At 37.9% G+C, this 26,406-nt stretch carries 30 protein-coding genes and 1 pseudogene; 21 read left to right on the top strand and 10 right to left on the bottom strand.

The annotated features are described in order from the left end of the window. The first annotated feature begins 118 nt into the window (after positions 1 to 118). The 8 genes from sppA to M3205_RS03675 all read left to right on the top strand — a co-directional run bounded on the left by sppA (position 119) and on the right by M3205_RS03675 (position 7,368). Positions 119 to 1,129: a signal peptide peptidase SppA gene (gene sppA, locus M3205_RS03710; RefSeq protein ID WP_251168694.1), complete on the top strand. Its 1,011-nt coding sequence runs from the start codon at positions 119 to 121 to the stop codon at positions 1,127 to 1,129. 15 nt (positions 1,130 to 1,144) lie between these two features. Further along, on the top strand, positions 1,145 to 1,729 hold the full coding sequence (locus tag M3205_RS03705; RefSeq protein ID WP_251168693.1) for an RDD family protein: 585 nt from the start codon (positions 1,145 to 1,147) through the stop codon (positions 1,727 to 1,729). An 87-nt stretch (positions 1,730 to 1,816) separates the two neighbouring features. After that, positions 1,817 to 2,512 (top strand): DUF2953 domain-containing protein, encoded by a 696-nt coding sequence (locus tag M3205_RS03700; RefSeq protein ID WP_251168692.1) that lies wholly within the window; start codon positions 1,817 to 1,819, stop codon positions 2,510 to 2,512. A 17-nt stretch (positions 2,513 to 2,529) separates the two neighbouring features. Continuing rightward, positions 2,530 to 2,994, top strand: coding sequence for a GerW family sporulation protein (ytfJ, locus tag M3205_RS03695; protein WP_251168691.1), 465 nt, complete (start codon positions 2,530 to 2,532; stop codon positions 2,992 to 2,994). A gap of 130 nt (positions 2,995 to 3,124) precedes the next feature. Beyond that, a complete protein-coding gene (gene tpx / locus M3205_RS03690) occupies positions 3,125 to 3,625 on the top strand; it encodes a thiol peroxidase (RefSeq protein ID WP_095244873.1) in 501 nt (166 codons plus the stop codon). Between the two features lie 126 nt (positions 3,626 to 3,751). After that, a complete protein-coding gene (locus M3205_RS03685) occupies positions 3,752 to 4,735 on the top strand; it encodes a class I SAM-dependent methyltransferase (RefSeq protein ID WP_251168690.1) in 984 nt (327 codons plus the stop codon). Between the two features lie 287 nt (positions 4,736 to 5,022). Beyond that, complete coding sequence (locus tag M3205_RS03680; RefSeq protein WP_251168689.1) at positions 5,023 to 6,210, top strand: acetate kinase; 1,188 nt, start codon at positions 5,023 to 5,025, stop codon at positions 6,208 to 6,210. Between the two features lie 126 nt (positions 6,211 to 6,336). Further along, positions 6,337 to 7,368, top strand: a complete 1,032-nt coding sequence (locus tag M3205_RS03675; protein ID WP_251168688.1) for a tyrosine-type recombinase/integrase — start codon at positions 6,337 to 6,339, stop codon at positions 7,366 to 7,368. Between the two features lie 799 nt (positions 7,369 to 8,167). Here the strand turns inward: M3205_RS03675 and M3205_RS03670 are convergent. The 8 genes from M3205_RS03670 to M3205_RS03635 form a co-directional block, all read right to left on the bottom strand. Continuing rightward, positions 8,168 to 8,671, bottom strand: coding sequence for a hypothetical protein (locus tag M3205_RS03670; protein WP_251168687.1), 504 nt, complete (start codon positions 8,669 to 8,671; stop codon positions 8,168 to 8,170). Position 8,672: 1 nt separating this feature from the next. Next, positions 8,673 to 8,984 carry a hypothetical protein gene (locus tag M3205_RS03665; protein WP_251168686.1) on the bottom strand — a complete coding sequence of 104 codons (312 nt, stop codon included), beginning with the start codon at positions 8,982 to 8,984 and terminating at the stop codon, positions 8,673 to 8,675. Between the two features lie 18 nt (positions 8,985 to 9,002). Beyond that, on the bottom strand, positions 9,003 to 9,620 hold the full coding sequence (locus M3205_RS03660) for a hypothetical protein (RefSeq protein ID WP_251168685.1): 618 nt from the start codon (positions 9,618 to 9,620) through the stop codon (positions 9,003 to 9,005). Between the two features lie 189 nt (positions 9,621 to 9,809). After that, the gene (locus tag M3205_RS03655; protein WP_251168684.1) at positions 9,810 to 10,229 is read right to left on the bottom strand and encodes a hypothetical protein; all 420 of its coding nucleotides are present in this window, start codon (positions 10,227 to 10,229) and stop codon (positions 9,810 to 9,812) included. Beyond that, the gene (locus M3205_RS03650) at positions 10,226 to 10,456 is read right to left on the bottom strand and encodes a hypothetical protein (protein WP_251168683.1); all 231 of its coding nucleotides are present in this window, start codon (positions 10,454 to 10,456) and stop codon (positions 10,226 to 10,228) included. Before M3205_RS03650 ends, M3205_RS03655 begins: the two co-directional genes overlap by 4 nt. Before the next feature lie 136 nt (positions 10,457 to 10,592). Continuing rightward, the gene (locus M3205_RS03645; RefSeq protein ID WP_251168682.1) at positions 10,593 to 10,874 is read right to left on the bottom strand and encodes a hypothetical protein; all 282 of its coding nucleotides are present in this window, start codon (positions 10,872 to 10,874) and stop codon (positions 10,593 to 10,595) included. A 366-nt stretch (positions 10,875 to 11,240) separates the two neighbouring features. Next, complete coding sequence (locus tag M3205_RS03640; protein ID WP_251168681.1) at positions 11,241 to 12,107, bottom strand: helix-turn-helix domain-containing protein; 867 nt, start codon at positions 12,105 to 12,107, stop codon at positions 11,241 to 11,243. A gap of 655 nt (positions 12,108 to 12,762) precedes the next feature. Beyond that, positions 12,763 to 13,581: a tyrosine-type recombinase/integrase gene (locus M3205_RS03635; RefSeq protein ID WP_251168730.1), complete on the bottom strand. Its 819-nt coding sequence runs from the start codon at positions 13,579 to 13,581 to the stop codon at positions 12,763 to 12,765. A 293-nt stretch (positions 13,582 to 13,874) separates the two neighbouring features. Here M3205_RS03635 and M3205_RS03630 point away from each other — a divergent pair, with 293 nt between their 5' ends. The 8 genes and pseudogenes from M3205_RS03630 to M3205_RS03595 all read left to right on the top strand — a co-directional run bounded on the left by M3205_RS03630 (position 13,875) and on the right by M3205_RS03595 (position 19,442). Continuing rightward, positions 13,875 to 15,236, top strand: coding sequence for a hypothetical protein (locus tag M3205_RS03630; protein WP_251168680.1), 1,362 nt, complete (start codon positions 13,875 to 13,877; stop codon positions 15,234 to 15,236). Continuing rightward, positions 15,205 to 15,525 (top strand): hypothetical protein, encoded by a 321-nt coding sequence (locus tag M3205_RS03625; RefSeq protein WP_251168679.1) that lies wholly within the window; start codon positions 15,205 to 15,207, stop codon positions 15,523 to 15,525. Before M3205_RS03630 ends, M3205_RS03625 begins: the two co-directional genes overlap by 32 nt. A gap of 3 nt (positions 15,526 to 15,528) precedes the next feature. Next, positions 15,529 to 16,302 carry a restriction endonuclease gene (locus tag M3205_RS03620; RefSeq protein WP_251168678.1) on the top strand — a complete coding sequence of 258 codons (774 nt, stop codon included), beginning with the start codon at positions 15,529 to 15,531 and terminating at the stop codon, positions 16,300 to 16,302. Between the two features lie 94 nt (positions 16,303 to 16,396). Further along, a complete protein-coding gene (locus M3205_RS03615) occupies positions 16,397 to 16,756 on the top strand; it encodes a DUF2513 domain-containing protein (RefSeq protein WP_251168677.1) in 360 nt (119 codons plus the stop codon). Positions 16,757 to 16,883: 127 nt separating this feature from the next. Continuing rightward, entirely contained in the window at positions 16,884 to 17,435 is a 552-nt protein-coding gene (locus M3205_RS03610) for an NUMOD4 domain-containing protein (RefSeq protein ID WP_251168676.1), read from the top strand. Positions 17,436 to 17,555: 120 nt separating this feature from the next. Further along, a pseudogene (locus tag M3205_RS03605) lies at positions 17,556 to 17,633 on the top strand (hypothetical protein); the annotation flags it as partial. A 415-nt stretch (positions 17,634 to 18,048) separates the two neighbouring features. Continuing rightward, entirely contained in the window at positions 18,049 to 18,888 is an 840-nt protein-coding gene (locus M3205_RS03600) for an EcsC family protein (protein WP_251168675.1), read from the top strand. 41 nt (positions 18,889 to 18,929) lie between these two features. Beyond that, positions 18,930 to 19,442, top strand: a complete 513-nt coding sequence (locus M3205_RS03595) for a MogA/MoaB family molybdenum cofactor biosynthesis protein (RefSeq protein ID WP_251168674.1) — start codon at positions 18,930 to 18,932, stop codon at positions 19,440 to 19,442. A 35-nt stretch (positions 19,443 to 19,477) separates the two neighbouring features. Here the strand turns inward: M3205_RS03595 and M3205_RS03590 are convergent, their stop codons facing one another. Then, the gene (locus M3205_RS03590; RefSeq protein ID WP_251168673.1) at positions 19,478 to 19,792 is read right to left on the bottom strand and encodes a hypothetical protein; all 315 of its coding nucleotides are present in this window, start codon (positions 19,790 to 19,792) and stop codon (positions 19,478 to 19,480) included. A 240-nt stretch (positions 19,793 to 20,032) separates the two neighbouring features. On the opposite strand from M3205_RS03590, the gene pbp4b reads away from it, so the two are divergent. The 3 genes from pbp4b to argH all read left to right on the top strand — a co-directional run bounded on the left by pbp4b (position 20,033) and on the right by argH (position 24,215). Continuing rightward, the gene (gene pbp4b / locus M3205_RS03585; RefSeq protein ID WP_251168672.1) at positions 20,033 to 21,421 is read left to right on the top strand and encodes a penicillin binding protein PBP4B; all 1,389 of its coding nucleotides are present in this window, start codon (positions 20,033 to 20,035) and stop codon (positions 21,419 to 21,421) included. 191 nt (positions 21,422 to 21,612) lie between these two features. Then, complete coding sequence (locus tag M3205_RS03580; RefSeq protein ID WP_251168671.1) at positions 21,613 to 22,821, top strand: argininosuccinate synthase; 1,209 nt, start codon at positions 21,613 to 21,615, stop codon at positions 22,819 to 22,821. Further along, the gene (gene argH, locus M3205_RS03575) at positions 22,818 to 24,215 is read left to right on the top strand and encodes an argininosuccinate lyase (RefSeq protein ID WP_251168670.1); all 1,398 of its coding nucleotides are present in this window, start codon (positions 22,818 to 22,820) and stop codon (positions 24,213 to 24,215) included. The genes M3205_RS03580 and argH overlap by 4 nt, the downstream gene beginning before the upstream one ends. 37 nt (positions 24,216 to 24,252) lie before the next feature. On the opposite strand, the gene M3205_RS03570 is transcribed toward argH, so the two are convergent. Beyond that, positions 24,253 to 24,705: a universal stress protein gene (locus M3205_RS03570; protein ID WP_048008351.1), complete on the bottom strand. Its 453-nt coding sequence runs from the start codon at positions 24,703 to 24,705 to the stop codon at positions 24,253 to 24,255. Positions 24,706 to 24,815: 110 nt separating this feature from the next. Here M3205_RS03570 and M3205_RS03565 point away from each other — a divergent pair, with 110 nt between their 5' ends. Next, on the top strand, positions 24,816 to 24,983 hold the full coding sequence (locus tag M3205_RS03565) for a hypothetical protein (RefSeq protein WP_175609141.1): 168 nt from the start codon (positions 24,816 to 24,818) through the stop codon (positions 24,981 to 24,983). A gap of 426 nt (positions 24,984 to 25,409) precedes the next feature. Then, a complete protein-coding gene (locus tag M3205_RS03560) occupies positions 25,410 to 26,375 on the top strand; it encodes an NAD(P)H-dependent glycerol-3-phosphate dehydrogenase (protein ID WP_251168669.1) in 966 nt (321 codons plus the stop codon). Positions 26,376 to 26,406 lie beyond the last annotated feature (31 nt).

Raw genomic sequence — 26,406 nt, 5'->3', positions numbered from 1 at the left:
TAAAGTTTTATACGTATGTAGAATATGTGACAACAACCAGGTTTTCTGGGAATCATAATCAGTCTAACAAAGCGGCTGATTATGGTAGAAGAGGGCATTTTAAAAGGAGGATTTCTTAATGAATGGAAAACGTTGGGCTGCACTGGGAATAGCAGCAGGATTGTTTGTATTTTCCGTTGTGCTGAATTTTGTGACTGCATTTGCATTTACAGATATTGAAAGCTCGGTAAATGAACTATTTGCAGGAGGCAATGAAGCATTTTCGGAAGAAATCATTGAAGAGGGCAATGCACAGAAAAAGATTGCTGTACTGGACGTGAATGGAGTGATCCAGGATACGGGTGATGCATCTTCTTTATTTGCAAGTCCGGGTTATAATCACAAAGCATTCATGGATAATCTTGACTATGTAAAAGAAGACAGTACGGTAAAGGCGATTGTCATAAAGGTTAATTCCCCAGGTGGAGGGGTAGTGGAAAGCGCCGAAATACATGATAAGATTACTGAAATCCAAAAAGAAACAAAGAAGCCGGTATACATATCGATGGGATCCATGGCTGCCTCAGGGGGCTATTATATATCCGCTCCTGCTGACAAGATTTTTGCCAGTCCTGAGACATTGACCGGTTCGCTGGGTGTTATTATGCAGGGCTATAATTATGCGGGGCTTGCTGAGAAATATGGTGTGGAGTTTGTTACGATTAAGAGCGGTCCATATAAAGATATCATGAGCCCGACCAGGGAGATGACGGATGAGGAAAGAAAGATCCTTCAATCCATGATTAATAATTCCTATCAGGGATTTGTTAAAGTTATTTCGGAAGGCCGTGGATTAACCGAGGAACAAGTAAAGGAAATTGCGGACGGCCGCATTTATGACGGGCGTCAGGCGAAGGAACTGAATCTGATTGACGGTTTTGGCTATAGCGATGATGTCATTGAAGTGTTGAAGAAAGACCATAAATTAAATGGTGCCCAGGTTGTAAAATATACTGAGAATTTCGGGTTCGGCTCCATGTTCAGTATGGGAGCGCGAAAAATCATGGGTGATGACCTGGAAATGGCAGGCGTGATGAAGTTGTTATCACAGCCAAACTCACCACGTTTAATGTATCTTTATGCTGAATAGGGAGGGGAAGAAAAGATGACTTCAAATGATCCTAATGAAAGAGAGCTTCCTCATCCTGATTTTAGTAAGGATGAAGGCGAGATTCAGTCATCCATTGATGAAGCAGCTCCGACTGGTAAGGAAACGGTCACACAAGCAGAAACTCCCCCCATTCAAAAAGCTTTATCACCACTCAGATTTGCTGGTTTTTGGATGAGATTTTGGGCTTATCTTTTAGATTTGGTTGTGGTTGGCAGTGTAGACCGGATATTGATCAATCCAGTATTTAGAGCATTGGATATTCCTTTGCATGAAAGCAGTTTGTTTGCTCCGATTTCCATAGCAACTGCCATTACGTTTTACGCCTATTTTGTGCTGATGACAAAGTTTTTTGGTCAGACGCTCGGGAAAATGGTATTTGGTTTAAAAGTAGTAGATCTTAAAGGGGAAAAGCTGACATGGGGCACAATTTTGTTCCGTGAATGGATCGGCCGTTTTATATCAGTGAGCATATTTATCGGCTATGTCATTGTAGCCTTCCTGCCTAAGAAACAAGGGCTGCATGATCTTTTTGCAGATACCTCTGTTGTCCACGAAGGGCAAAATGAACAAGCCATTTAATGGAGAAATAGAAGCCTGTCACCGCCTGGTGGCAGGTTTATTTTTGTTGAGTTGGGCATAATACAAAGCTGAAAGGGTGTGAAAAAAGTGAAGTGGCTCCTGATTGCCGTAATTGCCTTCATACTTCTTTTAATTCTAATTATGATAACAAAACTAAAGATATATTTTCATTTTTACCATGGAAACGATAATGATCATTTGAAAATCCAATTGAAAGCCTGGTTCGGGCTGATCAGGTACAAAATAGAAGTCCCTCTAATAAAAGTGGACGATAATTCGCCAACTTTAGTTGTTAAGGAAAAGACGGCGGCAGGACCACAGGAAAATCCATCCGGCAAAGATACAAAGCAATTCTCTGCGGTAGATCTTGTTAATGGTTACCATGATATAAAAGCTATGCTTTATCATGTCGTGAACCTCCACAAAATAATACAGAAATTTCTAAAGCGTGTAACCATCAGGAATCTTGAATGGCATACTTTTGCTGGCCTTGGGGATGCGGCCCATACGGGGATGATCACCGGGGCTCTCTGGGCGATAAAAGGGAGCATTATTGGACTAATAAGTCATTATATGAAACTGAAAACGCATCCCAGCATCAGCGTCACTCCTCATTTCCAATTTTCCGTCTCGCAAACAGCCATTTCATGTATGATTCATTTTCGTCTCGGGCATGCTATGTTAGCAGGAATTAAACTGATCAAATATTGGAAGGGCGGACGGCCGGATTTCAGGACAAAGCCGCTTTCTGCCTTATCTGATGATGGTACTAAAACTGTCTAATAGAGGAGGAGCAATGAATGTCTGACCATCCTATTCAAGGGCTTATGACAACTGCCATGGAAAACCTGAAAGAAATGATTGATGTTAACACAATAATAGGGGATCCAGTAGAAACCCCTGATGGCAGTGTGATTTTAACTGTTTCAAAGGTTGGCTTTGGCTTTGCGGCAGGAGGAAGCGAATTTATGCTTGATGGACAATCAGGCGAGGAAAAGGGCCATCCGTTTGGCGGAGGGAGCGGAGGCGGTGTCTCCATCACACCAATCGCCTTTTTGATTGTCAATTCTCACGGGGTAAAAATGGTCCATCTTGATGAAAGCACTCATTTGTATGAGAAAATTCTTGACCTTGCCCCCCAGGCAGTCGATAAAATTCAGCAGATGTTTAATAAGAAAGACGGCGGCTCAGGCAGCCAGCATAGCCAAAACCATCAGGAAAACAGTGATGAGTACAACGGACATAAGCAGGATCTGGATATCTAAGAATAGAAGGAAGTTAACTTTCCTAAGGAGAGTTAACTTTTTTCTTGGAATGCATCCTTAATAATTGCAAAAAAGATTCTGAAAAGATATGATTTACACTGTACATAAGTGATTAAGGAGGACGATTTAAATGGCATCTATTACGTTCAAAGGAAATCCTGTAACATTACTGGGAAATGAAGTTAAAGCGGGGGATAAAGCTCCGGAATTCAAGGTGCTGGCAAATGACCTTTCTGAAGTTACACTTGCTGATTCAAAAGGGCAAGTACGTCTTATAAGTGTAGTGCCTTCTATCGACACGGGCGTTTGTGATGCACAGACACGCCGTTTTAACGAAGAAGCTTCCAAGCTTGATAATGTAAAAATTCTTACAGTAAGCGTAGATCTTCCGTTTGCTCAAAAGCGCTGGTGTGCAGCAGCGGGCATTGAAAATGTTCAAACTGTTTCCGATCACCGCGACTTGTCTTTCGGTGAAGCTTATGGGGTAGGCATCCAGGAACTTCGTTTATTGGCCCGTGCCGTTTTTGTTGTCGATTCGAATGATACCGTAACATATGCGGAATATGTCAGTGAAGCAACAGATCATCCAAACTATGAAGCAGCAGTCGAAGCAGCTAAACAAGCGAAATAATATAGAAAATTGGAAGCTCCGGATTCGTTCCGGAGCTTTAATTTTTTTATTCCTCAGCACGAAACTTGTGAATGAACCAAAAGCCCGTTAAAATAGGAAAAAGAATAAGGACGGGAGGAATATGCTGTGAAAATAACTCCGGTTGAGGAATTATTTACGATTTTAAACGAAACGGCTGTAATTATGCAGGAAGAACTGCATTGTACATACTTAGAAGCTCTTGCTGAAACAGGAGAGAATTTATTTCATGAAAGTATTCTTCAGGATGAGCTCAGCGAATTAACAGTTAAAAGGCTCAGGAAGAGTTATGAATCCATTGACTTAAGCAGCTGCACAAAAGAAGAAATCAGAAAATCCTTTCAGCTTGCAATATTAAAAGGAATGAAAGAAAATGTGCAGCCGAATCATCAGATGACTCCTGATGCAGTAGGAATGCTGATGGGTTACCTTGTGGAAAAGTTCATCCAGGATAAAAGCTGCCGCCTGCTTGACCCTGCGGTAGGAACAGGAAATTTATTGACCACTGTTATGAATCATCAAAGTGGTAAAGTGATTGAGGCAACAGGGATTGAGATTGATGACTTATTGATTAAACTAGCTTATATCAATGCCAATTTACAGGAGCACCCTATTCAATTCTTCAACCAGGATAGTCTCGAACCTCTGTTTATCGAATCTGCGGATGCCGTAGTAAGTGATCTGCCTGTCGGGTATTATCCGAATGATATCCGTTCGGCCGAGTATAAGCTAAAAGCGGATGAGGGGCATTCCTATTCTCATCACTTATTTATTGAGCAGAGCATGAACCATGTGAGATCAGGAGGCTATTTATTTTTTATCATTCCAAATGGAATGTTCGAAAGTGATCAGGCTCCAAAGCTTCACGAGTTCATCAAGGAAAATGCCTACATTCAAGGATTGATACAGCTGCCGCTCACTATGTTCAAAAATGAAAAAGCGGCAAAAAGCATATTCATCCTTCAGAAGAAAGGGGAAGGAGTCACTCCCCCTAAGCAGGCGCTCCTGGTCAACTTGCCAAGCTTGTCCAAAACAGTAGAAGCAGAAAAAATCCTCAAAAAAATTGATGTCTGGTTTAAAGAAAGTAAATAAGGATAAACGGAGAAGAAGCTGTGTATTTGCGGCTTCTTTTTAAATGAATAAATATAAGGAAGTATCAGAAAATATTTAATTTAGCATGTAAACGATATCATTGCAAGGTGATTCTTGAAATGTTTTGCATACAGTGTTTAAATGGGAAATTGAGAGATATTAATTGTGGCCGATGCACAAAATAAAGTTGTATGACTTTATATCGCCGTATCACACATTTTTATATAAAGTATTGGTTTAAAGTGACAGATCAGTCCCTTTGAACATTCTAAAGGAGCGGTAGCTTTATGGCAAAAATCATTGCAATTAACGCCGGCAGTTCATCATTAAAGTTTCAATTATTTGATATGCCGAGTGAAGATGTTATTACAAAAGGCTTAATTGAGCGTATTGGGCTGGATAATGCAGTCTTCAATATTTCAGTAGATGGAGAAAAAATCAAGGAAGTAACAGATATCCCGGATCATGCAGTAGCAGTTAAAATCCTTCTGGACAAATTAACAAATCTTGGGATCATTAAATCACTTGATGAAATTGAAGGAATTGGCCATCGTGTGGTTCACGGCGGTGAAGCTTTCAATGATTCTGTTGTTATTACGGATGAAGTGCTTGCAAAAATAGATGAACTATCTGAGCTTGCACCTCTACACAACCCGGCTAATATTACTGGAATCAAGGCGTTCCAGCAGGTCCTGCCAAATGTGCCTGCGGTGGCAGTATTCGATACTGCGTTCCATCAGACAATGCCTGAAAGCTCTTTCCTATATAGTTTGCCATATGAGTATTATGAGAAATATGGCATTCGCAAGTATGGCTTCCATGGAACTTCCCATAAGTATGTTTCTGAGCGTGCAGCAGAAATGCTTGGACGTCCGCTTGATCAGCTTCGTCTTATCTCCTGTCACTTAGGAAATGGAGCAAGCATTACAGCGATTGAAGGCGGAAAGTCAATCGATACTTCAATGGGATTCACTCCATTAGCGGGTGTTACAATGGGTACGCGATCAGGAAATCTGGACCCTGCTCTTATTCCATTCATTATGGAAAAGACAGGCTTGAACGCAATTGAAGTTCTTGATGTTCTTAATAAAAAGAGCGGTATGCTTGGTGTTTCCGGCTTCTCAAGCGATCTTCGCGACATTGAAATTCAAGCTGTTGAAGGAAATGAAAGAGCAGAACTGGCTCTTGAAGTATTCGCAAATAGAATCCATAAATATATTGGATCCTATGCTTCCCGTATGTATGGCGTAGATGCAATCATTTTCACAGCCGGAATCGGTGAAAACAGTGATGTCATCCGTGAACGCGTTCTTCAGGGACTGGAATTCATGGGTGTATACTGGGATCCTGCATTAAACAAAGTGCGCGGTGAAGAAGCATTCATCAACTACCCTCATTCACCAGTTAAAGTCATGATTATCCCGACAAATGAGGAAGTTATGATTGCACGTGATGTTGTGAGAATGAGCCGTTAACACAGTCATATCAACGACTTCATGGTTTGAAAATGACTGGATATTAACGACTTACAAACCATGACCTAAATTTTAAGCAATCTTTTTCATGTTATTAATTTAACTTGAAGGAGGTTGCTTTTTTCTTTGTCTAAAAATCCTAAATATCGAAAAACGAAAAGATACACGAATCGGTTAGCAACAAAAATTTTCACCATTGATGACGCTCGAAATATTGTACTGAAAATCAAACAATTAGAAGGCGTTTCCCAAAACACAATTTACAACTATGAGAAACTTTTTAATGACTTTGACCGTTTCTATGGTGATAAAACTGACATTGCTTCACTAACAAAGGATGATGCTAGAGAGTTTATTTATTGGCAGCTGAATGAGAAGGTTCAATTTCTGAATCACAAGTACAGAAAAGTTAAACCGAAAGGTGTTTCTGTAAGTAGTGCCAATACTTATGTGAGTTTTGCAAAAGCATCATTCACAGTCTTAGTTAATGAGGAAATTGTAGAAGAAAATATTTTTGAAAATGCAAACCATATCAAGGAAAAAGATAAGAAGATTGACACTCTTACAGTAAAAGAAATAAGCCAGTTTTTACGCTCGCTCAATAAAGGTTGGTATTCAGAATTTAGAATGTTTGTGTTAGTTCATACCCTCCTAGACAGTTTTGGAAGGATTAATGAGGTCTTATCTGTTCGTAAAGGAGATATTGACTTTGTGAAACATGCTATTACCTTTCAGAATACTAAAAATGGGAAATTACGCATTGTTCCAATCTCAAAGAAAACAGTAAAATTGCTTGAAGAATTGATTGAGGAAACAGATGACTTTAATAGTGAATATTTGTTTCTGACACACCATGGAAACCCTTTGTCACCTGATACGGCAAGAAAGCACCTTAGAGATTTATCTAAACGTGCAGGGCTAGAACATATCACAGGATTTCATATTTTCAGGCATACAGCCAGTGAAATGTTCCTTAGGCAAAATGGGTCAATGAGGGTTTTGCAAAAAATTCTCGGACATTCTGAAATTTCCACAACGTCTATTTACGCTCATGTTTTAGATCAGACAATTAAACAACAGCATGAACAGTTCTCACCTTTGAATTTAATTGATGATAAAGAAAAAAGAAAAACGAGAACTGGGAGGAAAAATAAATGAAATCTGAATCAGATCAAACAAGGCAACAATTATGCCCAAGTCGTTTTCCATAGAATCAACCAAAAGTTAAAATCCAAAAAGCATAAAGTCAAGTATGACATTCTAAAATAGATATGAACTTTTTTACTTTAGGGTTGTAAGAGGGCATGGTCTCGCAGCAAGTAGCGGCTATTCTGTAACTTGGTATTCCAAAAAAGGTCGGTAATTGATAACCAGATAATAATTAGTTGTTAAGTAGTTATCAATCAACTCAATTTTCCCACTTCTTTCGGGTAGAGGCGTACATAAAACTGGATAAAGGTCAATTTTGCTCTGTACCGGCTAATCTAAAAAACTCTTGCGGGATGTCTTATTAACGTGACTGTATAAGTAAAGTTGTATTTTGTTTACTGTACGCCTTCGCCAAGGAATAAGGCTGAAGAATGTTTCCGTTGTCAAGTTATTAACTAGCTCCTGATTTGAATATTTAGCTCTGTGCATATCTGTAATAGTATCAGCATAAACTTTAGCAGGAGCGATGCTTCGCAAGTGGAAAGCTAAAGTTAAGGTAAGCTAATCCAATCCTAATATTTAACTCTTCAAAGGGCATAATTGAAGTATCTTATCAGTGGAGGGATATAATATGCCAAGGTGGGAACGGAGAAAATTTACTCACGAGTTTGTAGGTAAAGGCGAAGAAGATTTAAAGGACATATTTCTAAGACAATTTGTTAGGTGGGTAAATACAAAAAAAGGGTATTCGTATATAAGGTTGAAAACAAAATAAAAAGATGCCCTTATAAAAGGACACCTTCAGCACTTATAATGTAGAAAATCTTCGAATGTTATCACGTTCGATAACTAATAGATTTTTTCGGATCAAGTCGTTATATTCGTTAAGCATATAACCAAAGTCGATGTCAGATAAGTTGTTTTCCTGCATCAGATTAGCGACTTTAGGGGATGAACTAGGATGCGAAGGGTTTAGAGTAATTTTCTTACTCTTCTGCACTAATTTGATAAATTGCTTAATGATATTTTCTTCCGTTTGTTTCTTGCCAGAGACATAAGAGAAAATTATATAGCCGCCGTTTCTTTTGATACATATGTTTTCTTTTGTAAGGTACGATTCAGTTTCATAGCGGTCTAATATCTTATATAAGTGACTACCGCTTACTCTTTGATATGTGAATTCTTTAATGCAGTAATCAGAAAGACGAACCGGATCATTAATATTGAATTTAACTTCACCATTTTCTTTAACAAGTTCGAGGAATTCTTTTATAATTTGATTGTCAGTTAAGGGTTTGTCGTTAATTAACATATTATTTACCTTCCTTTTCTAATTCATCAATGGTCGTATCAGGAAAAATTTGTCGAAACTCATTTAAAATGTTCATTTCTGGCTGGTTCAAAGGTTTATTTGCTGCTTTCTTCTTAAGAATTTCTAATATGCCTTTTTCAATAAAATGCTTTAATAATCGTGAATTTGCGGTTTCAAGTAGCTCAATGCCTTCAAGGAAACTAGGTGTTTCTTTTTCGGCAGCTAACCAACTTAGATCATTTTCATTAGATGCATATTCCTTTTCATTGTCTAGCTGCTCAATACCTTCTAACCAATTTTTATTATTTTGCATGTTCCGTTTCCTCCTTAATTAGTCGAGATTCTCAATTCCTTCAAGCCAGTTATTGGTGTTTTCAACCGATGCAATTTGTAGCCAATCTAATTTCTCAGCTTCCTTCTTTGCGGCTTCCCAAGTTAACGATTTAGAATATTGGCCGGCCGGATCAGTGACTAGAGCGTTACCGATGAATTTTATTCCTTTAAGAATTCGGCCATTAGTCGTTTGTTCTTCAGATCCATATGAACATTCCATGCTGCAAAAAAGTTGGCCGGTTAAATGAAGTTGTTGCAGAGAAGCTACTAATTCCGGATAGCGTGACTTATAGAGTTTCGCGGTTACTTCCAGATGCTCAAGGCCATCTTTTTGGATGATTCTTGAAGCTATATGATGTCCTACTATTACCGCCTTCTTATCGAGCTTAGGGAAGCTGTTAGAATGGTTTGTTGGCGTGTCTAAAATATCTGGTATGATAATCAAAGGAGTATCAATAATTGTATCCTTTGCCTTTAAAATCTCTTCCTTTGTGAAAATAGCTCCGTTGCCATTGGGGTAATCGAGAGTTATTAATATCAATGTAAGAAGCACATAATCATCCTTCGAACTTGTTTCGTAATTATCAAGCTTCTCGATTCCGTCTAAATAGCTCATATTCCTTTTCCTCCGTTCTATTTAGCTTTCTATTACCATAAATACGAAAATGTAAGAATTATTTCTCGTTAATCTACAAATAAAACGAAAAATTTAAAAACAGTAGAAGGAATAACAAAGCCGGCCGCGTTTTTATGACCGGCAATTTATATGAACATTGTTAAACGCCTTTTATAGCGCCACAATGAATTAATCTAGGGCTTTGATGCCTTTAATATACTTTGCATATATCTCGTCATTGTGATAGCTTGCAGCGTTAAGTGGGCTGTCTATTTGCCATTTGCGGCCAAGGAAGTAAAAACGTAAATTAGTCTTACCTTCGAATTGAGAAAGATCAGCATCGAAAGGGAATCTGATTAAAACCTGCCCTTGCTCAACCTTTCCCCATTCATATTCCACAATTTCGTCATTTGTTTTAATTACCTTGCCAATTCCTCGAATGCCTACCTTTACTGTTGTATCTTCATATTCCTCACAGACTTCATATATCTCGTTATATACTTTACAAACCCTATCAACGTATTCGAACTGAATGGTTGAACCGTCATATTCGACTATTTTCTTTAGATCATCTCTGAATGTCTGCAATGTGCTTTTTCGCCTTCTCATGTACCCAGGACTCCAAAGTAAGTTATTATATAGTCGTGTTTCTTTGTTACTTTATCGAGATGGTTTTTTGCTTTGATCCGTGAATACGATTTATATGTGAATACTCGTTCTGATTTGCCTCGTTTAACAATGGCATAGAACGTTTTAACTGGCTGTTTAGATTTATTAATCCAATCCATCTGTCTTTTTGGTTTGTTTCGATTAACGTTGCCTTTGTTTTGTTTCATTGTGGTAACCTCCATTCATTTATAGTAAGACGTGTTTGCCCTAGCCAAAGAAAAAGGTAGGGAAGGGGTGAGGAAATGAACATATCCATTCCTTAACTTTTTTCTAACCCTTATTCTCTGGAAAGGCATCCGTTACTTAAATTACTAAAGTCTTATCTTCTTCTTCAGTCGCTAAAGAAAAATGGTTAATACCTTTTATCTTCTTAACTCGAATGCCGGCTGTTTCTAACATGGACATTGTTTTAGAATCCTTTTTCCTCATTCGGAGAGAATCAGGACTTACGCCAAGATAAGCAGCAACTTCAAGAAAGGAAACTGCTGTGGATCCGTTAAAGGCGAATCTTCCCAATACAATAGTGCTTACGTGCTTTAAAAAGTCGTTACGATTGTAATAAATGTTCTTTTTTAATTGCGTCATTTCAATTCCTCCTATTAATTTTAATTTGAAGTTGCAGCGCTTTTATTGAGCTGCTGGCCGGCTGCCGAAGCCGTCTATATGTCAACTTGTACTTATTCAATTTTCCGTTACTCTACAGAGGGTAGGTCAACTTTGAAAAACGCAAAGTTTCCCATAAAAATCATTCTTCATATTAAATACATTAATTACCTTCGGTACTATTCAACTTGTGTTAATAAAACTTTCCGGTACTTAATAATGAATAGAATAAATCTACACTCAAAAAGTGACTCAATCCCTTGTTGCTCTAAGTTTAACCCCTATTTTAGAATGGACATATGAGTGTAGCTATGAGCAACAAAAGGACATATGAGTGTAGTTTTTTAATCAAGCATTAAAGAAAACTCCATTAGGATGAGCAATTTTTTCTTGAACTTTTGCAAAATCACCTCGAAAGAATGCATTAGGGTTTAACATATAACTTTTCTTTCTTCCTGCTTTAACTTGAGCAATTAAGGCCTGACCATTGTATGTTAATTTAGGTAAACGACTATAGATATAGTTTTGTGATACTCCCAAAATTTCCACTAAATCAATTGCTTTTAAAGTTTCAATCTTATCTATATTTGTTTCATCAGGATTCCTTACCAGAGCCATAGAATTTATGTGTACATACTTTTGGAGCTTGAATAATATCGCTAAATCAGTAGGCTTTAATACTTTGCTTATTTCTTTAATTTCCTTTGTTACCATTGAAACCACTTCCATCCCTTTAAACGCTCCTTTGAAAACGTATTTTTGATTAATGGAGTACGTTTTTTCCTCGCCCTTATAAATCAAAATCCCTTTTTCCAAACAATCTTTCCTGAATTTTTTAAAAGTTGATTCCTTTCCAACCAATCCTAATATCTTTAAAAAGTCGCTAGTCTTTAATGGTGTTTTATCTTTCTGACTATGAACCAGCTTTCCGTCATAGTCGATATAACATTGTAGGATCATAAGTAATCCTATTTGAGTATTCGTTAAGCTCTGGCAAATGTAATCAATCTCGTCCATGTTCGTATTTGTGAATTTGTTTTGCTTGCGGTTACTGCCTATTCTTGCGAATTTCTTTTTTCGTTCAATATCAATTTCACTTACATATTTGTATGTGTAGCCAGTATCCGGATCAACAGCTACACCTTTTGTTCCTTGAAGTGGTACAAGACTTTCTGGCCTATCTCTTTCTTTAAGAACCTTTCTTTTGTCATTCAATGAATTCAAACTCCTTTCTAAGGCTGTTAACGTTTTGATTGACTTTTAATTATGTAAGAATTGATGTTTATTGCTGCTCGTTTACTCGAAGGCAGCTTTCGAGGCTCTTTCGATGCTCCAATTTCGATGGTTTCGAGTGTTTCGGAAGGTGTTCGGAGAATCATTTTTGTTTAGGGACAGAATTGATAAAACAGTGTTGAAAATGAATTATCCGGTTCTGGATGATTCGGAAGGTGGATTTCTATTTGTAAAAAAAGAGGCTAAATCTGAAGTGTAGGAAGCCGGTTAATTTTTTGGCCTTCAGAAATAGCCTATCTAAGAAGGAAACTTGACTTTGAACAAGTCTAATGAAAGGACTGATAACCTTTCATCTAAGTACATTAATACCGATTGATCGTACTTTTTTCGCGCTAATTTTTACGATTAGATAAATAAAATTCAATAGAGAGAATGGGAGGAAGGGTTCCGAGAGGAGCAGAGACAGGGGACACCACCGCGCGCGTTCTGTTAAAAGGTAAGAAACGACATGGGAAATATACCGGAAATAAATAAGTAGAAACCGAATAATTGACAGTCCAATTTTGGACTCTCCTCATACACATTGAAATTTCAGCACAAAAAAGAACCGGCCAGCTCGATCGATTCCCGTTTACTGCTATTTATATAAATCTTCAACTGCTGCTTGCTTATCATCTTCAGAAGGCGCTGAATACCTTAATATCATATCTGCGGAGCTATGTCCTGTAAGAGATTGTATAAGAGCTATATCCTTACCAGAGCGTACCAGATCAGTTATGAATGTATGCCTTAATTGATGAACATTAAAGCCAAACTTATTAACAAGATGCTGAACACTTCTAACGCTAATCCTTTCGCCTCGATTGCTTAAGAACAATGCCTTATCATCGTTGCTTGATCGCTCATTTAAATAGTTGTTAATCGCTCTTCTCGTCTCATTGTTCAACGGAATGGTTCTTTGCTTGTTTCCTTTCCCAACAACTCTTAGCGATCCTTTACGCTCGGAAAGCTCAATGTCCGATTTATCTAAGCTAGTCAATTCTGATACCCTAAGGCCGGTATTAAGAAGGGTAGTAATAATAGCTATATCACGCTTATTACCTAGCCGGTCAACCTCCCTTATTAGCCTCATGCGTTCTCTCTGGCTAAGGCTACTTGGTGCTTCATGCTTTATATCTTGCTGCTTAATAACGTTAATTTCCTCAATTGTATCTGCTTTCTTATTCCACTTGCTGAACTTTTTGATAGCGTTCCAGACTTTATTAACTGTAGCTGCTGACTGCTTCCTTTTCTTTAAATAATCAATGTATTGCTGCACATCTGATCTAGAATACTCATTGAGGTTAGTTCCTACTTCGCCTAGCCATTGTTCAAACTGCTTTAATGCATGAGTATAAGTTCTAACTGTAGCTGCTGACTTTCCCTTCAGACCTTCAGAAACAAATTTATCAATCACCATAATCCCTCCTTAAATAATTCTACGCAAAAAAATAAGGCTGATAATAAAGTAAATAAGTACCGTTTCCTTAAGTTTGTAATTGAAATATAACACAGAATTATAATTCTACGCAATAATTCTACGTAAATATTCTTGGAATAGTTAATCTTTTATCAGAAAAAAGAAGAATGAGGAAGTTGAATTAAAGATTATCGTTCCTGATAGGTAGGAGGGTACTTTACATTCTGAAAAGGTAAAATGAAAATATTAACTGGTAACACCGAACTAGAGACTTCGGGACTTTAAGCACAATGAAATCTAAGGGGATTTATATTTTTATAAGTAATCCTTATAGGAAAAAGGTGGAGTTTAATGTAAAATGTTGTAAAGGGAAGTACGCTTATGGGGGAGAAAATATGCTAAAAAGTTATAATGAATTAACCGATATACAACAAGAAAACGTAAATTATTATCTTGATCAGGCTGATGGACACAGGTTAAATTACTTGCATAAAGACTTTGGCGTAATTAGAGGGAGATCTAATGCTGTTTTTAGAGAGAATATAATACATGGGTTAATGATGGAAACTATACCTTTTCCAGATTTTTTACAGTGGTTATCCCATGTCCACCTAGAGGGTAATAATACTTTTTTTGTATATGAACCTATAGAAGAGAAGTGCTTAAACAAAATAGAAGATCTGGATAAAATGTATACAAAAACAAAGGAGAAAATAACACCCTTATATGATATAAATAAGGATCATCTAAACGAAATAAAATTAGTTGATGTAAAAAAGGATGGGCAGAAAAATCAGTTGATTTTTACCATAGCAGCTCCTGCTCAAGTCCAGGTTAAGCGAGTGGAAAGTGGGCAGTACGAATTAAGGAAACATGTTTATCTAGCTTACTTTATTGTTGATTTTGATTTAAGATCCATAATATTATTAATGCATCCAACTCAAGGGCTTGCGTCTATTTATGGAGAAATTAGAAAAAGAGAAATTGATGAAGTTACTTGGATTATTTTACATTATTTTACTGAAAACATTCTCAAATTCACACTAAAAGAACCTGAATGGATTGTAAGTGCGTTGGCTAAAATATCCGAGGAATATTTTTATCATAATAATCCTATAATAGAAGATAAAAAGGAAAATTTTAGTGAATCGTTAATTTCAGAATTACTATTGACTCTGCAAGAATTTGATCCAACACTAAAACGTGAAGATACTCTTCTTAGATTAGAAAGAGGATTAGAAAGTTTATATGAGAGTGAATTAATTGTTATTCATAAACGAATAGAAAAAGATCTATCCTTTAATATTTTTCTACAGCAAGCGGACAGAGGTGCAACTCAATTTAAAGCAAACACCAGAGGAAAAGCACTAGGTCATGCTGAAGCTGGAGAATTTATTAGGTTAATGTGGGAGAACGGAGACATTTTTAATGTTGGATTAATTCACATTGAAAGTGGGAAGGAATATCCATATATAGTAAAGAAAACTGACAAATATTATTCATTTAAAAAATATAACACTTCAGTAACTGAAAAGGAGGTTGTTGACAATGTTTTACGAAAGCTTAATGAATATAAACAAAATGTTGAAACACCAACTGACTTTTCAGGAGTTGAAGAAATTGGATACAGAACTAACGATTCTCAGGCCTGATGAATCAATTTCTCCCCAATCCTTATCCAGAAAAACCCGAATACCTTATCCGATAATAGAAGATATACTCTCGTCATTGGTTTTTGAATCATCACTTGGAGTAAGTTTTATTATCTTTTGCACAAATGACGACCCTGACCTTGTTCACGCTTTCGAGTTTCCAGATAAAAAACTGTTAAGGGATTTTATTGTAAACAATAAATTTACTTGTCCTGATTGTGATTCTCAACTTAATACTAAAAATATTAGAGTAGCTTTTATTAAAAAAGATATTCCTGTGAGTGTATAATTTATGAAAAATACTGTTGGGTTTAACAAATTTATTAATTTAGCTCCTGACCATGAGATATGGACACCTATTCCTCTAGAAGAAAAAGAACATTTTTTATCACTTGTTGAACAAGTAAGGGTTACGTTAGAAAATGGCACCAAAAAGGAAAAAGGGGATGCATTAGAGGAACTAATGACTTATGTATATAGTAGGTTTGAGATCGCCTATGTACATCCGGATGTTCATCATGGTGACAATCAGATTGATCATATTGTAGAATTTATTGATGGAATGTCTACTCCTTTTCTCATTGAACATGTTGGAATGAGATTTGTAGGGGAATCTAAAAATCATAAAGAATCTATTGGTGTTCGTGAAGTGACAGATTTAGTAGAATTAGTAAGGTCAAAAAGAGCAAAATTAGGTGTTTTTAGCTCCTCAAAAACTTTTAGTCGTGGTCTAAATAAAAGTCCTTGGATAAACGCAGAAGGTAAAAGAAGAAAGTTAGCTTTAGCGTATAATAATGAAAAAATTATCCTTGGCTTCACAATCAATGAAATAGAAACTCTTGTAGAAAATAATTTCTATACATTATTAAAGCAAAAATATTTCTCTTTAATTGACGAAATTGAAGACGATACCACTGATTATCAAACTAGTGATTTAACAAGGCCTTACCATCTTCGACTATACGATTCATTGGTTCAGTTAAAAGAAAATGAAATTATAAATGAAGAAAGTTTTGATTTAGGGGCTAAGAAAATAACAGATCGTTATGGTCCAATTGATATTTAGCTGGAATAAGCATCCTCTAGGGTGCTTTTTTTGTCGGCAACAGAAGGAAAATATCTCCTTTTGTCGAAAGAATATTTTAAGGAGAGTGTTTTTAGTGAAAAGAGATATGGAAATAGTAAGAGATTTATTATTGTTGATTGAAAAAAACGACGATAGTAAAGAACTAATCATCCCGGAAGATTGGAATAGGGAAATAGTTGCATACCATTTAAAGATTTTAGATCAGGCAGGGTATGTAAATAACAACACCAAGTGGGCTGACAATAAGCCGATGTGGTTAATAGCCTCATTGACATGGGATGGACATGAATTCTTAGATTCGATTAAAAATGACAATGTCTGGGTGAAAACAAAAGATGGAGTGAAGAAGAAAGGTCTTGAACTTGGCTCTATTCCGTTTGATGTATTAAAAGAATTTGCGAGTATACAATTAAAGAGCATACTTGGACTTTAAGCATCCTTCGGGGGTGCTTTTTCTTGTAGGAAAATAACATGCTTTCAATATATAGCGAAAGGTTTCCTTTAAGTCTTCTCCGATAATTCATAACATTTGGTTATACAATTATTGGAGGCTGATCGTAATGGAGATTTGGAAGGACGTTGCCGGTTATGAAGGATTGTATCAGGTAAGCAACAATGGAAGGGTTAAAAGCTTATTGAGGACGAATACTGGATCAGACGGCCTTAATCGAACCTTTAAAGAGAAGATTCTAAAGCCTGTTCATGATGGAAAAGGATATTTTCAAGTATGTTTATGCAGGAACGGAAAGGCGAAAATGTTTCTAATTCATAGGCTGGTATCCTTGGCTTTTAATCCAAATCCCTATAATAAACCTGAAGTAAATCATAAAGACGGAGATAAAGCCCATAATTATGCATCTAATTTAGAATGGAATACTGGCAGCGAAAACATAAAACACGCATTTGATACAGGATTAATGAAGCCGACAAAATTAATAGGTGAAGAAAATCCAAGTTCCAAATTAACTGAAAAAGAAGTTCGATATATCAGGGAAAATTATATCCCTAGAGATAAAGAATTCGGAACAGAAGCATTAAGGAAAAGATTCGGAGTCAGTCAACAGTGTATATCGAAAATAGTTAATTTTAAGGTATGGAAGAACGTAATATAATTTACTTGAATAACAATAAAAGTTGATTATTATGACTGTACAAACCATTACCAAAATGATACCATCTAATCAGATAATATTGAAAAAGATTGATTTAATAAGGTTTTGGTTACTAAAATCTCACCAGTTAAAGTCATGATTATCCCGACAAATGAGGAAGTTATGATTGCACGTGATGTTGTGAGATTGGCAAAATAGTATTGATAAAAAGGCAAGGGCTTCCCGCTCTTGTCTTTTTTATTGGCTCTTTTCGAATAAAATATTATTTTTCCACCTATTAAAGTTGCCCGTTGATTGCTGCGGGAGGCTGCTCAGCGAACCGCGGGGCAGGAGGTGAGCCCGACGCACGATCTGCGGGGGTCTCACCTGTCCCTCCACTCCCGCAGGACGTTGAGTAAGCTTCCTTGAGTAAACACCGCACTAAGAAAATGCGATAGCATTTTCGAGGATCTCGCACCTTCCGCTCCAATCAACTCAGTAAATAATATATAAATAGCCACAAACCTTGAGAAACGGCCTTTTTATTTGATTATTGCCCATCATCCGGTAGGAGAATTTCCCATCCAACTTATGCTATACTGAGTCCAAGAAAAATGTTTTGGGAGGAATTGCGATGCCATTGAACGAACGGGAAGAAAGTGTTTTGGCCGGAATTCAGGAGTGGGAGAACAAGCTGCTGAATTATGAGCCCAATGACTTGGAGATGGTTTATGATAAATCATTGGAAAGGTCTTTTTCACTATTGCCTGAAGAAGTTCAGCAGCAATTTTTTTCAGCAATGGATAGCTGGCTGTTTCATCTGCATGCGCTTATTCAGGGTTCACAGCTTCAAATGGATGCGAAAGAGCGTATATTGACGGCAGGCCGTGTTTTTCATTCTGATATAGAGACGATTGAAGATCTGAAGCAATTGAATATCGACCAGCTTCAATACATAGCTCAACAGCAGATTGCCCGTCATCGTCTTTATTCGTTTGCACAGGGCGGTATCGCGGGTTCGGGCAGCTCACTCATGCTGGGTGCTGATATTCCTGCAATGGCGGTAATTAATCTGCGTGTAGTACAGCTGATTGCCATGACCTATGGCTTTGAAGTCAATACTCCATTCGAAATGATGAGTTCACTTAAGGTTTTTCACGCTGCCACATTGCCGCCCAGGATGCAGAGCAGTGCATGGGAAGAATTAATGAACGAGCTGAAGAACCAGGAGGAATTTTACTTTTATGAAGGAAAAGAAGAGTTGACTGATATCAGCTGGATTGAGCAGCCAATGAAGCAGCTTCTTAAAGGAATGGCTATTTACTTTTTCCGGAGAAAATCCATTCAGGGAATTCCCTTTATCAGCATGGCCATTGGAGCAGGGACCAACTACCAGCTGACAAGAAAAGTAACAGAATTTGCCCATAAATATTATCAGATGAGATATTTGCAAAGAAAGAATGATCAGCAGTAAACTCAGGTTAATTATAATTTTCAAGCAAAGGTGGTGCCAATATGAGTATATTTGAGCATAAAAAAGTAGCGCCTAAAAAAGTCAGATGTAAAGTGATTACCGTAAGTGATACGAGAGATGAAGAAACGGATAAAAGCGGAAAGCTGATGATCCAGCTGCTCGAAGAGGCGGGACATATTATTGCCGACTATGAAATCGTCAAGGATGAAGGAACTCTCATTCGTGGGGCCGTATTAAAAGGCTGCGAAAATCCTGGCATTGACACTATTCTGACAAATGGGGGCACAGGTATTGCTCTCCGGGACGTAACGATCGAGACGGTTAGAGAATTATTTGATAAAGAAATCGATGGATTCGGTGAATTGTTCAGGATGCTGAGCTACACTGAAGATATCGGGTCTGCTGCCATTCTTTCACGGGCTGCTGCAGGCACCGTACGAAATAAAGCAGTTTTCTCAACACCGGGATCATCCGGGGCTGTCCGCCTTGCGATGAATAGATTGATATTGCCTGAACTCGGGCATATCGTCAGGGAACTAAGAAAAGATTTATAAAGACCAAAAACCTTTCCCCAGCGGAAAGGTTTTTCTTATGAATGCATCTTTCCTGAAATATCCTGATTCGTTCGATACCATAGCCAAAGATCATTTATTACAGATGCCAGTTCTGAAATTTCACTGTTGAGTCTGCATGATCTTTCGAAATCTCCTTCATCCGATAGCTCAGCCTGTTTCCTGTTAATATCCGCTTCAAGCTCTGCAATGCGGTCAGGAATCCTGCCTCTTATTTTTTCCCATTCAAACAGGATCATCTGCTGTATTTTTGGTGAATATTCATCCCATTCCCGGTCAAAGGCGGGTATAGGAATGCCAAGACGGCCATTATGCGAAAAATGCTCCTCCATTATGAATCCCCCATACATTAATCTTGTTTTTATTTTACTATAAAGATGTTTTCGGTGCATGGATGTTTTAGTATTCAATGGTTTTCTGCAGATAATACTATAGGACTAATATGAAGATGAATGAACGTGGTTCACAAGAACTGATTTAATAGAAAGGCAAAGGTATTGGTTTACAGCTTAAATGGATATCGAATAACATATTGATTATTAAGAAAATTGAATAAATAAAAGGAGGAGAATATGAAAAGGTTTTTAGCACTATTAGCAGTTTTATGCCTAATGCTGGGTTTGCTCTTGCCTTACCCCGCTGCAGCCCTGGGAGAAGAATTGGACAGAACAGGAAGCAGCCCCTTAGAGCAAGTATCTAAACATAAAAAAGCTTTAGAATATCCAACCCTGTCAAAAGCAAAGCGCCCCGAGGATGCAGGCTTTTCTTCCAAAAAGCTCAAAGAGGTTGATAAGCTCATCAATGAGGAAATCAAAAATGGGTTTCCAGGGGCTGCTTTAGTCGTTATTAAAGATGGCAAGATTGTAAAAAACTCTGCATATGGTTCAGCCAAGGTTTTTGATGAATTTGATCCTTTAAATCACCCGCAGAAAATGAAAACAAAAACCATGTTTGATCTTGCATCAAACACGAAAATGTATGCCGTTAACTTTTCACTGCAGCATCTTGTCAGTGAAGGAAAGATTAATCTTGAAGAAAAAATCCAGTATTATTTTCCAGAATTTAAAGATTCAGCTGACGATGAAATAAAAGGGAAAGCAGAGCTCCGGATAATCGATTTGCTTCATCATACCGCCGGATTTCCTTCAAGCGTCCATTATCATAATCCTGAAAGGGCGGGAGAATTGTATTCCCAGGAACGCAGTAAAACCCTTTCCATGATATTAAAAACTCCCCTCGAGTATGAACCAGGAACCAAACAGGTATATAGTGACATTGACTATATGCTTCTGGGATTTATAATTGAAAAAATTACTGGAGAGCAGCTTGACGATTATACGGAGAACCATATTTACAAGCCATTGGGGTTAAAGCAGACTTTATTTAATCCGCTCCGCAAAGGTTTCAAGGAAAAGGATTTCGCTGCAACTGAATTGCATGGAAATACCCGGGATGGAGTCATTTCTTTCCCTAATATTCGGACCTATACTCTCCAGGGAGAGGTTCATGATGAGAAGTCCTTTTATTCAATGGATGGAATATCCGGGCATGCAGGTCTCTTTTCCACAACTTCAGATCTTGCTGTACTGATGCAGGTGATGCTTAATGATGGAGGCTATGGAAATATAAAGTTATTTGATAAACAAACAATTGATAAATTTGTAAAACCATACGATGTGAATCCTACATATGGGTTAGGTTGGCGTTTGAACGGAGATTCAAGTATGGAGTGGATGTTCAGCGAGTATGCCGGGAAAGAAGTATTTGGTCATACCGGCTGGACAGGAACAGTAACGGTGATAGACAGAGAAAATAATTTAGCAATCGCTCTCCTGACTAATAAAAAACATTCTCCTGTCATCGATCCATTAAAAGATCCGCACAAGTTTCAGGGTGACACATACAGTATCAGTCAATATGGAAGTGTAATTACAGCGGTTTATGAAGCATTAAAACATTAACCTATACTGCTGGCAAAAGCTGAATACAGGGCTTTTGCCTTTTTTTATTGAATAATTGTATTTATTTTTATACATTTTTAAGAATAAGTATTGATTTTTAAATAAAAGGTTGTTAAAGTAAGAGAATAATAAATGAATAAAAATATAATTAAATTGTATATTTATACGTATTATCTAAGGAGGAAAAATAAATGTCACAAAATAAAGTTGTTCTTGCATACTCAGGCGGTCTGGATACATCAGTTGCGGTTAAATGGCTGCAGGATCAAGGTTATGCTGTAGTTGCATGCTGCCTTGACGTTGGGGAAGGAAAGGATCTGAACTTTATCCAGAAAAAAGCTTTAACTGTTGGAGCAGTCCAATCATATGTGATTGATGCAAAAGAGGAGTTTTCTAATGAATATGCATTAATTGCGCTTCAGGCACATGCTTTATATGAAAACAAGTATCCATTGATTTCTGCACTTTCACGCCCGCTGATCGCCAAAAAGCTTGTTGAAGTAGCAGAAAAGGAAGGTGCAGTAGCAGTAGCGCATGGATGTACCGGAAAAGGAAATGACCAGGTTCGTTTTGAAGTGGCAATTCAGGCTTTAAACCCTGATCTTCAGGTTTTAGCTCCGGTTCGTGAATGGAGCTGGTCACGTGAGGAAGAAATTGAATATGCAAAACAAAACAATATACCTATCCCAATTAACCTGGATTCTCCATACAGCATTGATCAAAACTTATGGGGCAGAAGCAATGAGTGCGGAGTTCTGGAAGATCCATGGGCTGCTCCTCCGGAAGATGCATACGATCTTACCGTGTCTCTTGAAAAAGCTCCTGATACACCTGATACGGTTGAAATCGGTTTTGAAAAGGGTGTGCCAGTCAGCTTGAATGGCAATAGTATGAAACTTTCCGTGCTTATTGCCGAACTGAATGAGATTGCAGGCAAGCATGGGGTTGGGCGCATCGATCATGTGGAAAATCGCCTTGTCGGCATCAAATCACGTGAAGTTTACGAGTGTCCGGGAGCCATGACGCTTCTTAAAGCCCATAAAGAGCTTGAGGACTTAACGATGGTAAAAGAAATGGCTCACTTTAAACCGGTTATTGAGAAAAAAGTGGCTGAGCTTATATATGAAGGATTGTGGTTCTCCCAGCTTAACAATGCGTTAACGGCTTTCCTGAAAGAAACACAAACATTTGTAACAGGAACAGTCAGAGTAAAGCTCTTTAAAGGCCATGCAATTGTTGAAGGAAGAAAATCTCCTTATTCCCTATACGACGAAAAGTTAGCAACCTATACTTCAGATGATGAATTTGATCACAATGCAGCAGTTGGCTTCATAAAGCTATGGGGATTGCCGACAAAAGTGCAGAGCATTGTTCAAAATAGCAAGAAGGTGACAGTGTGAAAAAATTATGGGGAGGCAGATTTACAAAATCTGCTGAAGAATGGGTAGATGAATTCGGAGCATCGATTTCATTTGATCAGGAATTGGTTATGGAAGATATCGAAGGAAGCGTGGCCCACGTTTCCATGCTTTCTAAAACAGGAATTATTACTGAGGACGAAGCAGAAAAAATCAAGGCTGGCCTTCAGCAGCTTAAAGCGAAAGCTGAAAAGGATGAACTCACTTACTCAGTAAAACTTGAAGATATTCATTTAAATCTTGAGAGCCATTTGACTGAACTGACGGGAACTGTCGGCGGCAAACTTCATACAGCAAGAAGCCGAAATGACCAGGTGGCAACAGACATGCATTTATATCTGCGCAAGCAGGTGGAGCAGATTGTTGAATTGATTCAGGAAATGCAAGAGGAGTTAATCATCCAGGCTGAAAATAATGTGGAAACCATCATGCCGGGCTATACTCATCTGCAGCGTGCACAGCCGATCTCCTTCGGCCACCATCTTATGGCTTATTTCTGGATGCTTGAGAGAGACAAAGAGCGCTTTACTGAAAGTCTAAAGAGAATTAACGTATCACCTCTTGGAGCTGGGGCTCTGGCTGGCACAACTTTCCCGATTGACCGTGAGTATACGTCTGAGCTTCTCGGGTTTGAAGGCATTTATGAGAACAGCCTGGATGCTGTCAGTGACAGAGACTTTATTTTGGAGTACTTGTCTTCAAGTTCCATTCTGATGATGCATCTGTCACGTTTAAGTGAAGAATTCATCCTTTGGTCAAGCCAGGAATTTCAATTCATTGAACTCGATGACAGCTTTGCAACAGGCTCAAGCATCATGCCGCAGAAGAAGAACCCTGACATGGCGGAGCTAATACGCGGTAAAACGGGACGTGTTTACGGAAATCTCATGGGTCTCTTGACGGTATTGAAAGGTCTTCCCCTTGCCTATAACAAAGATATGCAGGAAGATAAGGAAGGGATGTTTGATACTGTAAAGACAGTCACAGGTTCACTTAAAATCTTTGCGGGGATGATCCGTACTATGAAGGTTAAAACCGGGCAGATGGAAAAAGCGACTAAAAATGATTTTTCCAATGCTACTGAACTGGCGGATTATCTCTCTGATAAAGGAATTCCATTCAGAGAAGCACATGAGATTGTAGGGAAACTGGTTCTTGTCTGTGTTCGAAAGGGATGCTTCCTTGGTGATTTGCCGCTTGAAGATTTCAAGGATGCCCATCCATTGTTCGAAGAAGATATTTATGAAGTGCTGGATCCATATACAGCTGTCAAAAGAAGAAATAGTGCAGGCGGAACAGGATTCAAACAAGTAAGCATCGCGATTGAAAAAGCGAAGGAATACATCGTCGGCAATAAAGAGTTTGCCAATAAATAATAAAAAAATGGCGCTGCATCAGGCAGCGCCATTTTTTCTATTCTTCTTCTTTATCCGTTCTGACTACGAGGACATCACAGCGGGCATAGCGGGTGATATGTTCAGATACACTGCCGATGATGAAGCGTTCAACCGCGTTCATGCCTGTTGCCCCGCAAATGATCAGGTCAACATTGTGCTTCCTGGCAATATCCTTTGGAACCTTCACTTTAGGAGAACCATAGTCAACTTCATATGTTACATTCTCAATGCCTGCATCCATAGCCGTTCTTTTGTATTTTTCCATTAATTCTGTTGCGAACCGGTCAGCTCTCTCGGCAATCGTGCGGTCATAGGCTTCGACAGTAGCAAACGTGCGGGTATCAATGATATGTGCCAATACCAGAGAAGCGTTATTGCGCTTGGCGATTTCAATTGCCTTTTTAAAAGCCCATTCTGCTTCAGTCGAACCATCTACAGCGACTAATATGTTTTTATACTTCATGCCCATTTGAATCTCCTCCTTTACTTATATTATACATCTATAAAAATTGAATATCTGTAACAGAAAATCGAACAATAGTAAGGCTGATAAAAATTTTATGAAAAGGAGCAGATGAAATGGAAAAGAGAGAGCCAAAAGCAGAATCCGGATATTTTTTTGACGAGCAGGGTACAAATGAGGTTAGCGCACAGATCATGAATGCGTATAACAGCGGTGTAATTGATCAGCCAAATGCCGAGTTTGACATGGAAGCTCACGAACGGAATGAAGGCAATCTGCAATAAGAAAAGCGAGCTCTCATAAATACTAAAGGGTTCCGTTTTGAGGCGTTTTTCGAATAAATGACATTGAAACTGACTTATGAATTGGCATAGGTCAGTTTCTCTTTATATCAAGCTTCATTAGGTTTTTAATGAGAAAATGCCAAGACAAATGGCAACACTTTTATTCTGGACAATAGCTATTGTCCTCGTAAGAAGAGGTTCCAAAATGAGTGTCATTTTCCTGGCCGTTTTGTCCGTCAAAGATAACAACATAAACTTTTAAATAAGCAGTCTAACCTGTGGTAAGGTAAGGATAGAGGAAGATGAAGAATATTCCAATAAAGGGTAGGTTAATTGAATAAGTTGAATGGTTTTTTGCTAAAGGCCCAAGGTTAAAAAATGAATCCTTAAAGGAAAAGAAAAAATTAATCAAAAAAGGTGAGAATAATGAAAATTTCAGTTCTTGGTTGTGGTCGTTGGGGCACATTTATAGCTTGGTATGCTAACAAAATTGGTCATAAAGTAATGCTGTGGGGAAGAGAAAACTCAAAAAATTACATTAGATTAGACGAAACTAGAAAGAATGATTATCTTACATTGTCTGAAGATATTGAGTTAAGTAATTCTATACATAAAGCAGTTTCATTTGCAGAGTTCATAATTATTTCTATTAGTGCTCAGGAATTACGTTCGTTTGGAAGTCAGCTAAGCCTCATTAATGAAATACAAGGAAAAACCTTCATCTTGTGTATGAAAGGAATAGAAGCTTCTAGTGGAAAAAGGTTATCTCAAGTATTCGGTGAAACAGTTGGGTACGATACCAATGTAGCTGTTTGGGTAGGACCGGGACACGTACAAGATTTTGTGAATAATATCCCTAACTGTATGGTAGTTGATTCCGAAGAGGTCAAAATCACTAAAAAAATTGTGCAAGAATTCAGTAGTGATTTAATAAGGTTTTACTACGGACAAGATATGATTGGAAACGAGATAGGGGCAGCTGCGAAAAACGTTATGGGAACTGCGGCAGGAATGTTGGATGGATTGAATTACGGCAGTTTAAAAGGTTCACTTATGGCGAGAGGGACTAGGGAACTTTCACGCCTTGTTACAGCAATGGGAGGCAATGATGTAACCATCTATGGATTGAGTCACTTAGGTGATTATGAGGCAACGTTGTTCTCTTTACATAGTCATAACCGGAAGTTTGGACAATCTTATGTTTCAGGTGAAAAGTTTGAAAAATTGGCAGAAGGAGTCTCAACAGTCAAGGCATTAAAAGAGTTATCTGAACAATATGATGTTGAACTTCCAATTTGCAAGGCTATGTACGATATTTTGTTCAACGATCAAGATGCAAAAGATACGTTGGAAAACCTTTTTCTAAGACCTGTCAAGTTTGAGTTCCAATAATAATGAAATAGATATTATGAACTTCTTGTTC

The sequence above is a fragment of the Cytobacillus firmus genome (assembly GCF_023715565.1).
Taxonomy (GTDB): domain Bacteria; phylum Bacillota; class Bacilli; order Bacillales; family Cytobacillaceae; genus Cytobacillus; species Cytobacillus firmus_C.
The sequence above is the reverse complement of the archived record's forward strand: the minus strand, read 5'-3'. Positions and strand labels throughout refer to the sequence as shown.

What these genes read in the sequence shown, in the direction of transcription:
- sppA (WP_251168694.1), top strand. Translation starts at nt 119, where the DNA reads ATGAATGGAAAACGTTGGGCTGCACTGGGAATAGCAGCAGGATTGTTT.
- M3205_RS03705 (WP_251168693.1), top strand. Translation starts at nt 1,145, where the DNA reads ATGACTTCAAATGATCCTAATGAAAGAGAGCTTCCTCATCCTGATTTT.
- ytfJ (WP_251168691.1), top strand. Translation starts at nt 2,530, where the DNA reads ATGTCTGACCATCCTATTCAAGGGCTTATGACAACTGCCATGGAAAAC.
- tpx (WP_095244873.1), top strand. Translation starts at nt 3,125, where the DNA reads ATGGCATCTATTACGTTCAAAGGAAATCCTGTAACATTACTGGGAAAT.
- M3205_RS03680 (WP_251168689.1), top strand. Translation starts at nt 5,023, where the DNA reads ATGGCAAAAATCATTGCAATTAACGCCGGCAGTTCATCATTAAAGTTT.
- M3205_RS03670 (WP_251168687.1), bottom strand. Translation starts at nt 8,671, where the DNA reads ATGTTAATTAACGACAAACCCTTAACTGACAATCAAATTATAAAAGAA.
- M3205_RS03665 (WP_251168686.1), bottom strand. Translation starts at nt 8,984, where the DNA reads ATGCAAAATAATAAAAATTGGTTAGAAGGTATTGAGCAGCTAGACAAT.
- M3205_RS03660 (WP_251168685.1), bottom strand. Translation starts at nt 9,620, where the DNA reads ATGAGCTATTTAGACGGAATCGAGAAGCTTGATAATTACGAAACAAGT.
- M3205_RS03655 (WP_251168684.1), bottom strand. Translation starts at nt 10,229, where the DNA reads ATGAGAAGGCGAAAAAGCACATTGCAGACATTCAGAGATGATCTAAAG.
- M3205_RS03650 (WP_251168683.1), bottom strand. Translation starts at nt 10,456, where the DNA reads ATGAAACAAAACAAAGGCAACGTTAATCGAAACAAACCAAAAAGACAG.
- M3205_RS03645 (WP_251168682.1), bottom strand. Translation starts at nt 10,874, where the DNA reads ATGACGCAATTAAAAAAGAACATTTATTACAATCGTAACGACTTTTTA.
- M3205_RS03630 (WP_251168680.1), top strand. Translation starts at nt 13,875, where the DNA reads ATGAAATCTAAGGGGATTTATATTTTTATAAGTAATCCTTATAGGAAA.
- M3205_RS03620 (WP_251168678.1), top strand. Translation starts at nt 15,529, where the DNA reads ATGAAAAATACTGTTGGGTTTAACAAATTTATTAATTTAGCTCCTGAC.
- M3205_RS03610 (WP_251168676.1), top strand. Translation starts at nt 16,884, where the DNA reads ATGGAGATTTGGAAGGACGTTGCCGGTTATGAAGGATTGTATCAGGTA.
- M3205_RS03600 (WP_251168675.1), top strand. Translation starts at nt 18,049, where the DNA reads ATGCCATTGAACGAACGGGAAGAAAGTGTTTTGGCCGGAATTCAGGAG.
- M3205_RS03595 (WP_251168674.1), top strand. Translation starts at nt 18,930, where the DNA reads ATGAGTATATTTGAGCATAAAAAAGTAGCGCCTAAAAAAGTCAGATGT.
- M3205_RS03590 (WP_251168673.1), bottom strand. Translation starts at nt 19,792, where the DNA reads ATGGAGGAGCATTTTTCGCATAATGGCCGTCTTGGCATTCCTATACCC.
- pbp4b (WP_251168672.1), top strand. Translation starts at nt 20,033, where the DNA reads ATGAAAAGGTTTTTAGCACTATTAGCAGTTTTATGCCTAATGCTGGGT.
- M3205_RS03580 (WP_251168671.1), top strand. Translation starts at nt 21,613, where the DNA reads ATGTCACAAAATAAAGTTGTTCTTGCATACTCAGGCGGTCTGGATACA.
- M3205_RS03570 (WP_048008351.1), bottom strand. Translation starts at nt 24,705, where the DNA reads ATGGGCATGAAGTATAAAAACATATTAGTCGCTGTAGATGGTTCGACT.
- M3205_RS03565 (WP_175609141.1), top strand. Translation starts at nt 24,816, where the DNA reads ATGGAAAAGAGAGAGCCAAAAGCAGAATCCGGATATTTTTTTGACGAG.
- M3205_RS03560 (WP_251168669.1), top strand. Translation starts at nt 25,410, where the DNA reads ATGAAAATTTCAGTTCTTGGTTGTGGTCGTTGGGGCACATTTATAGCT.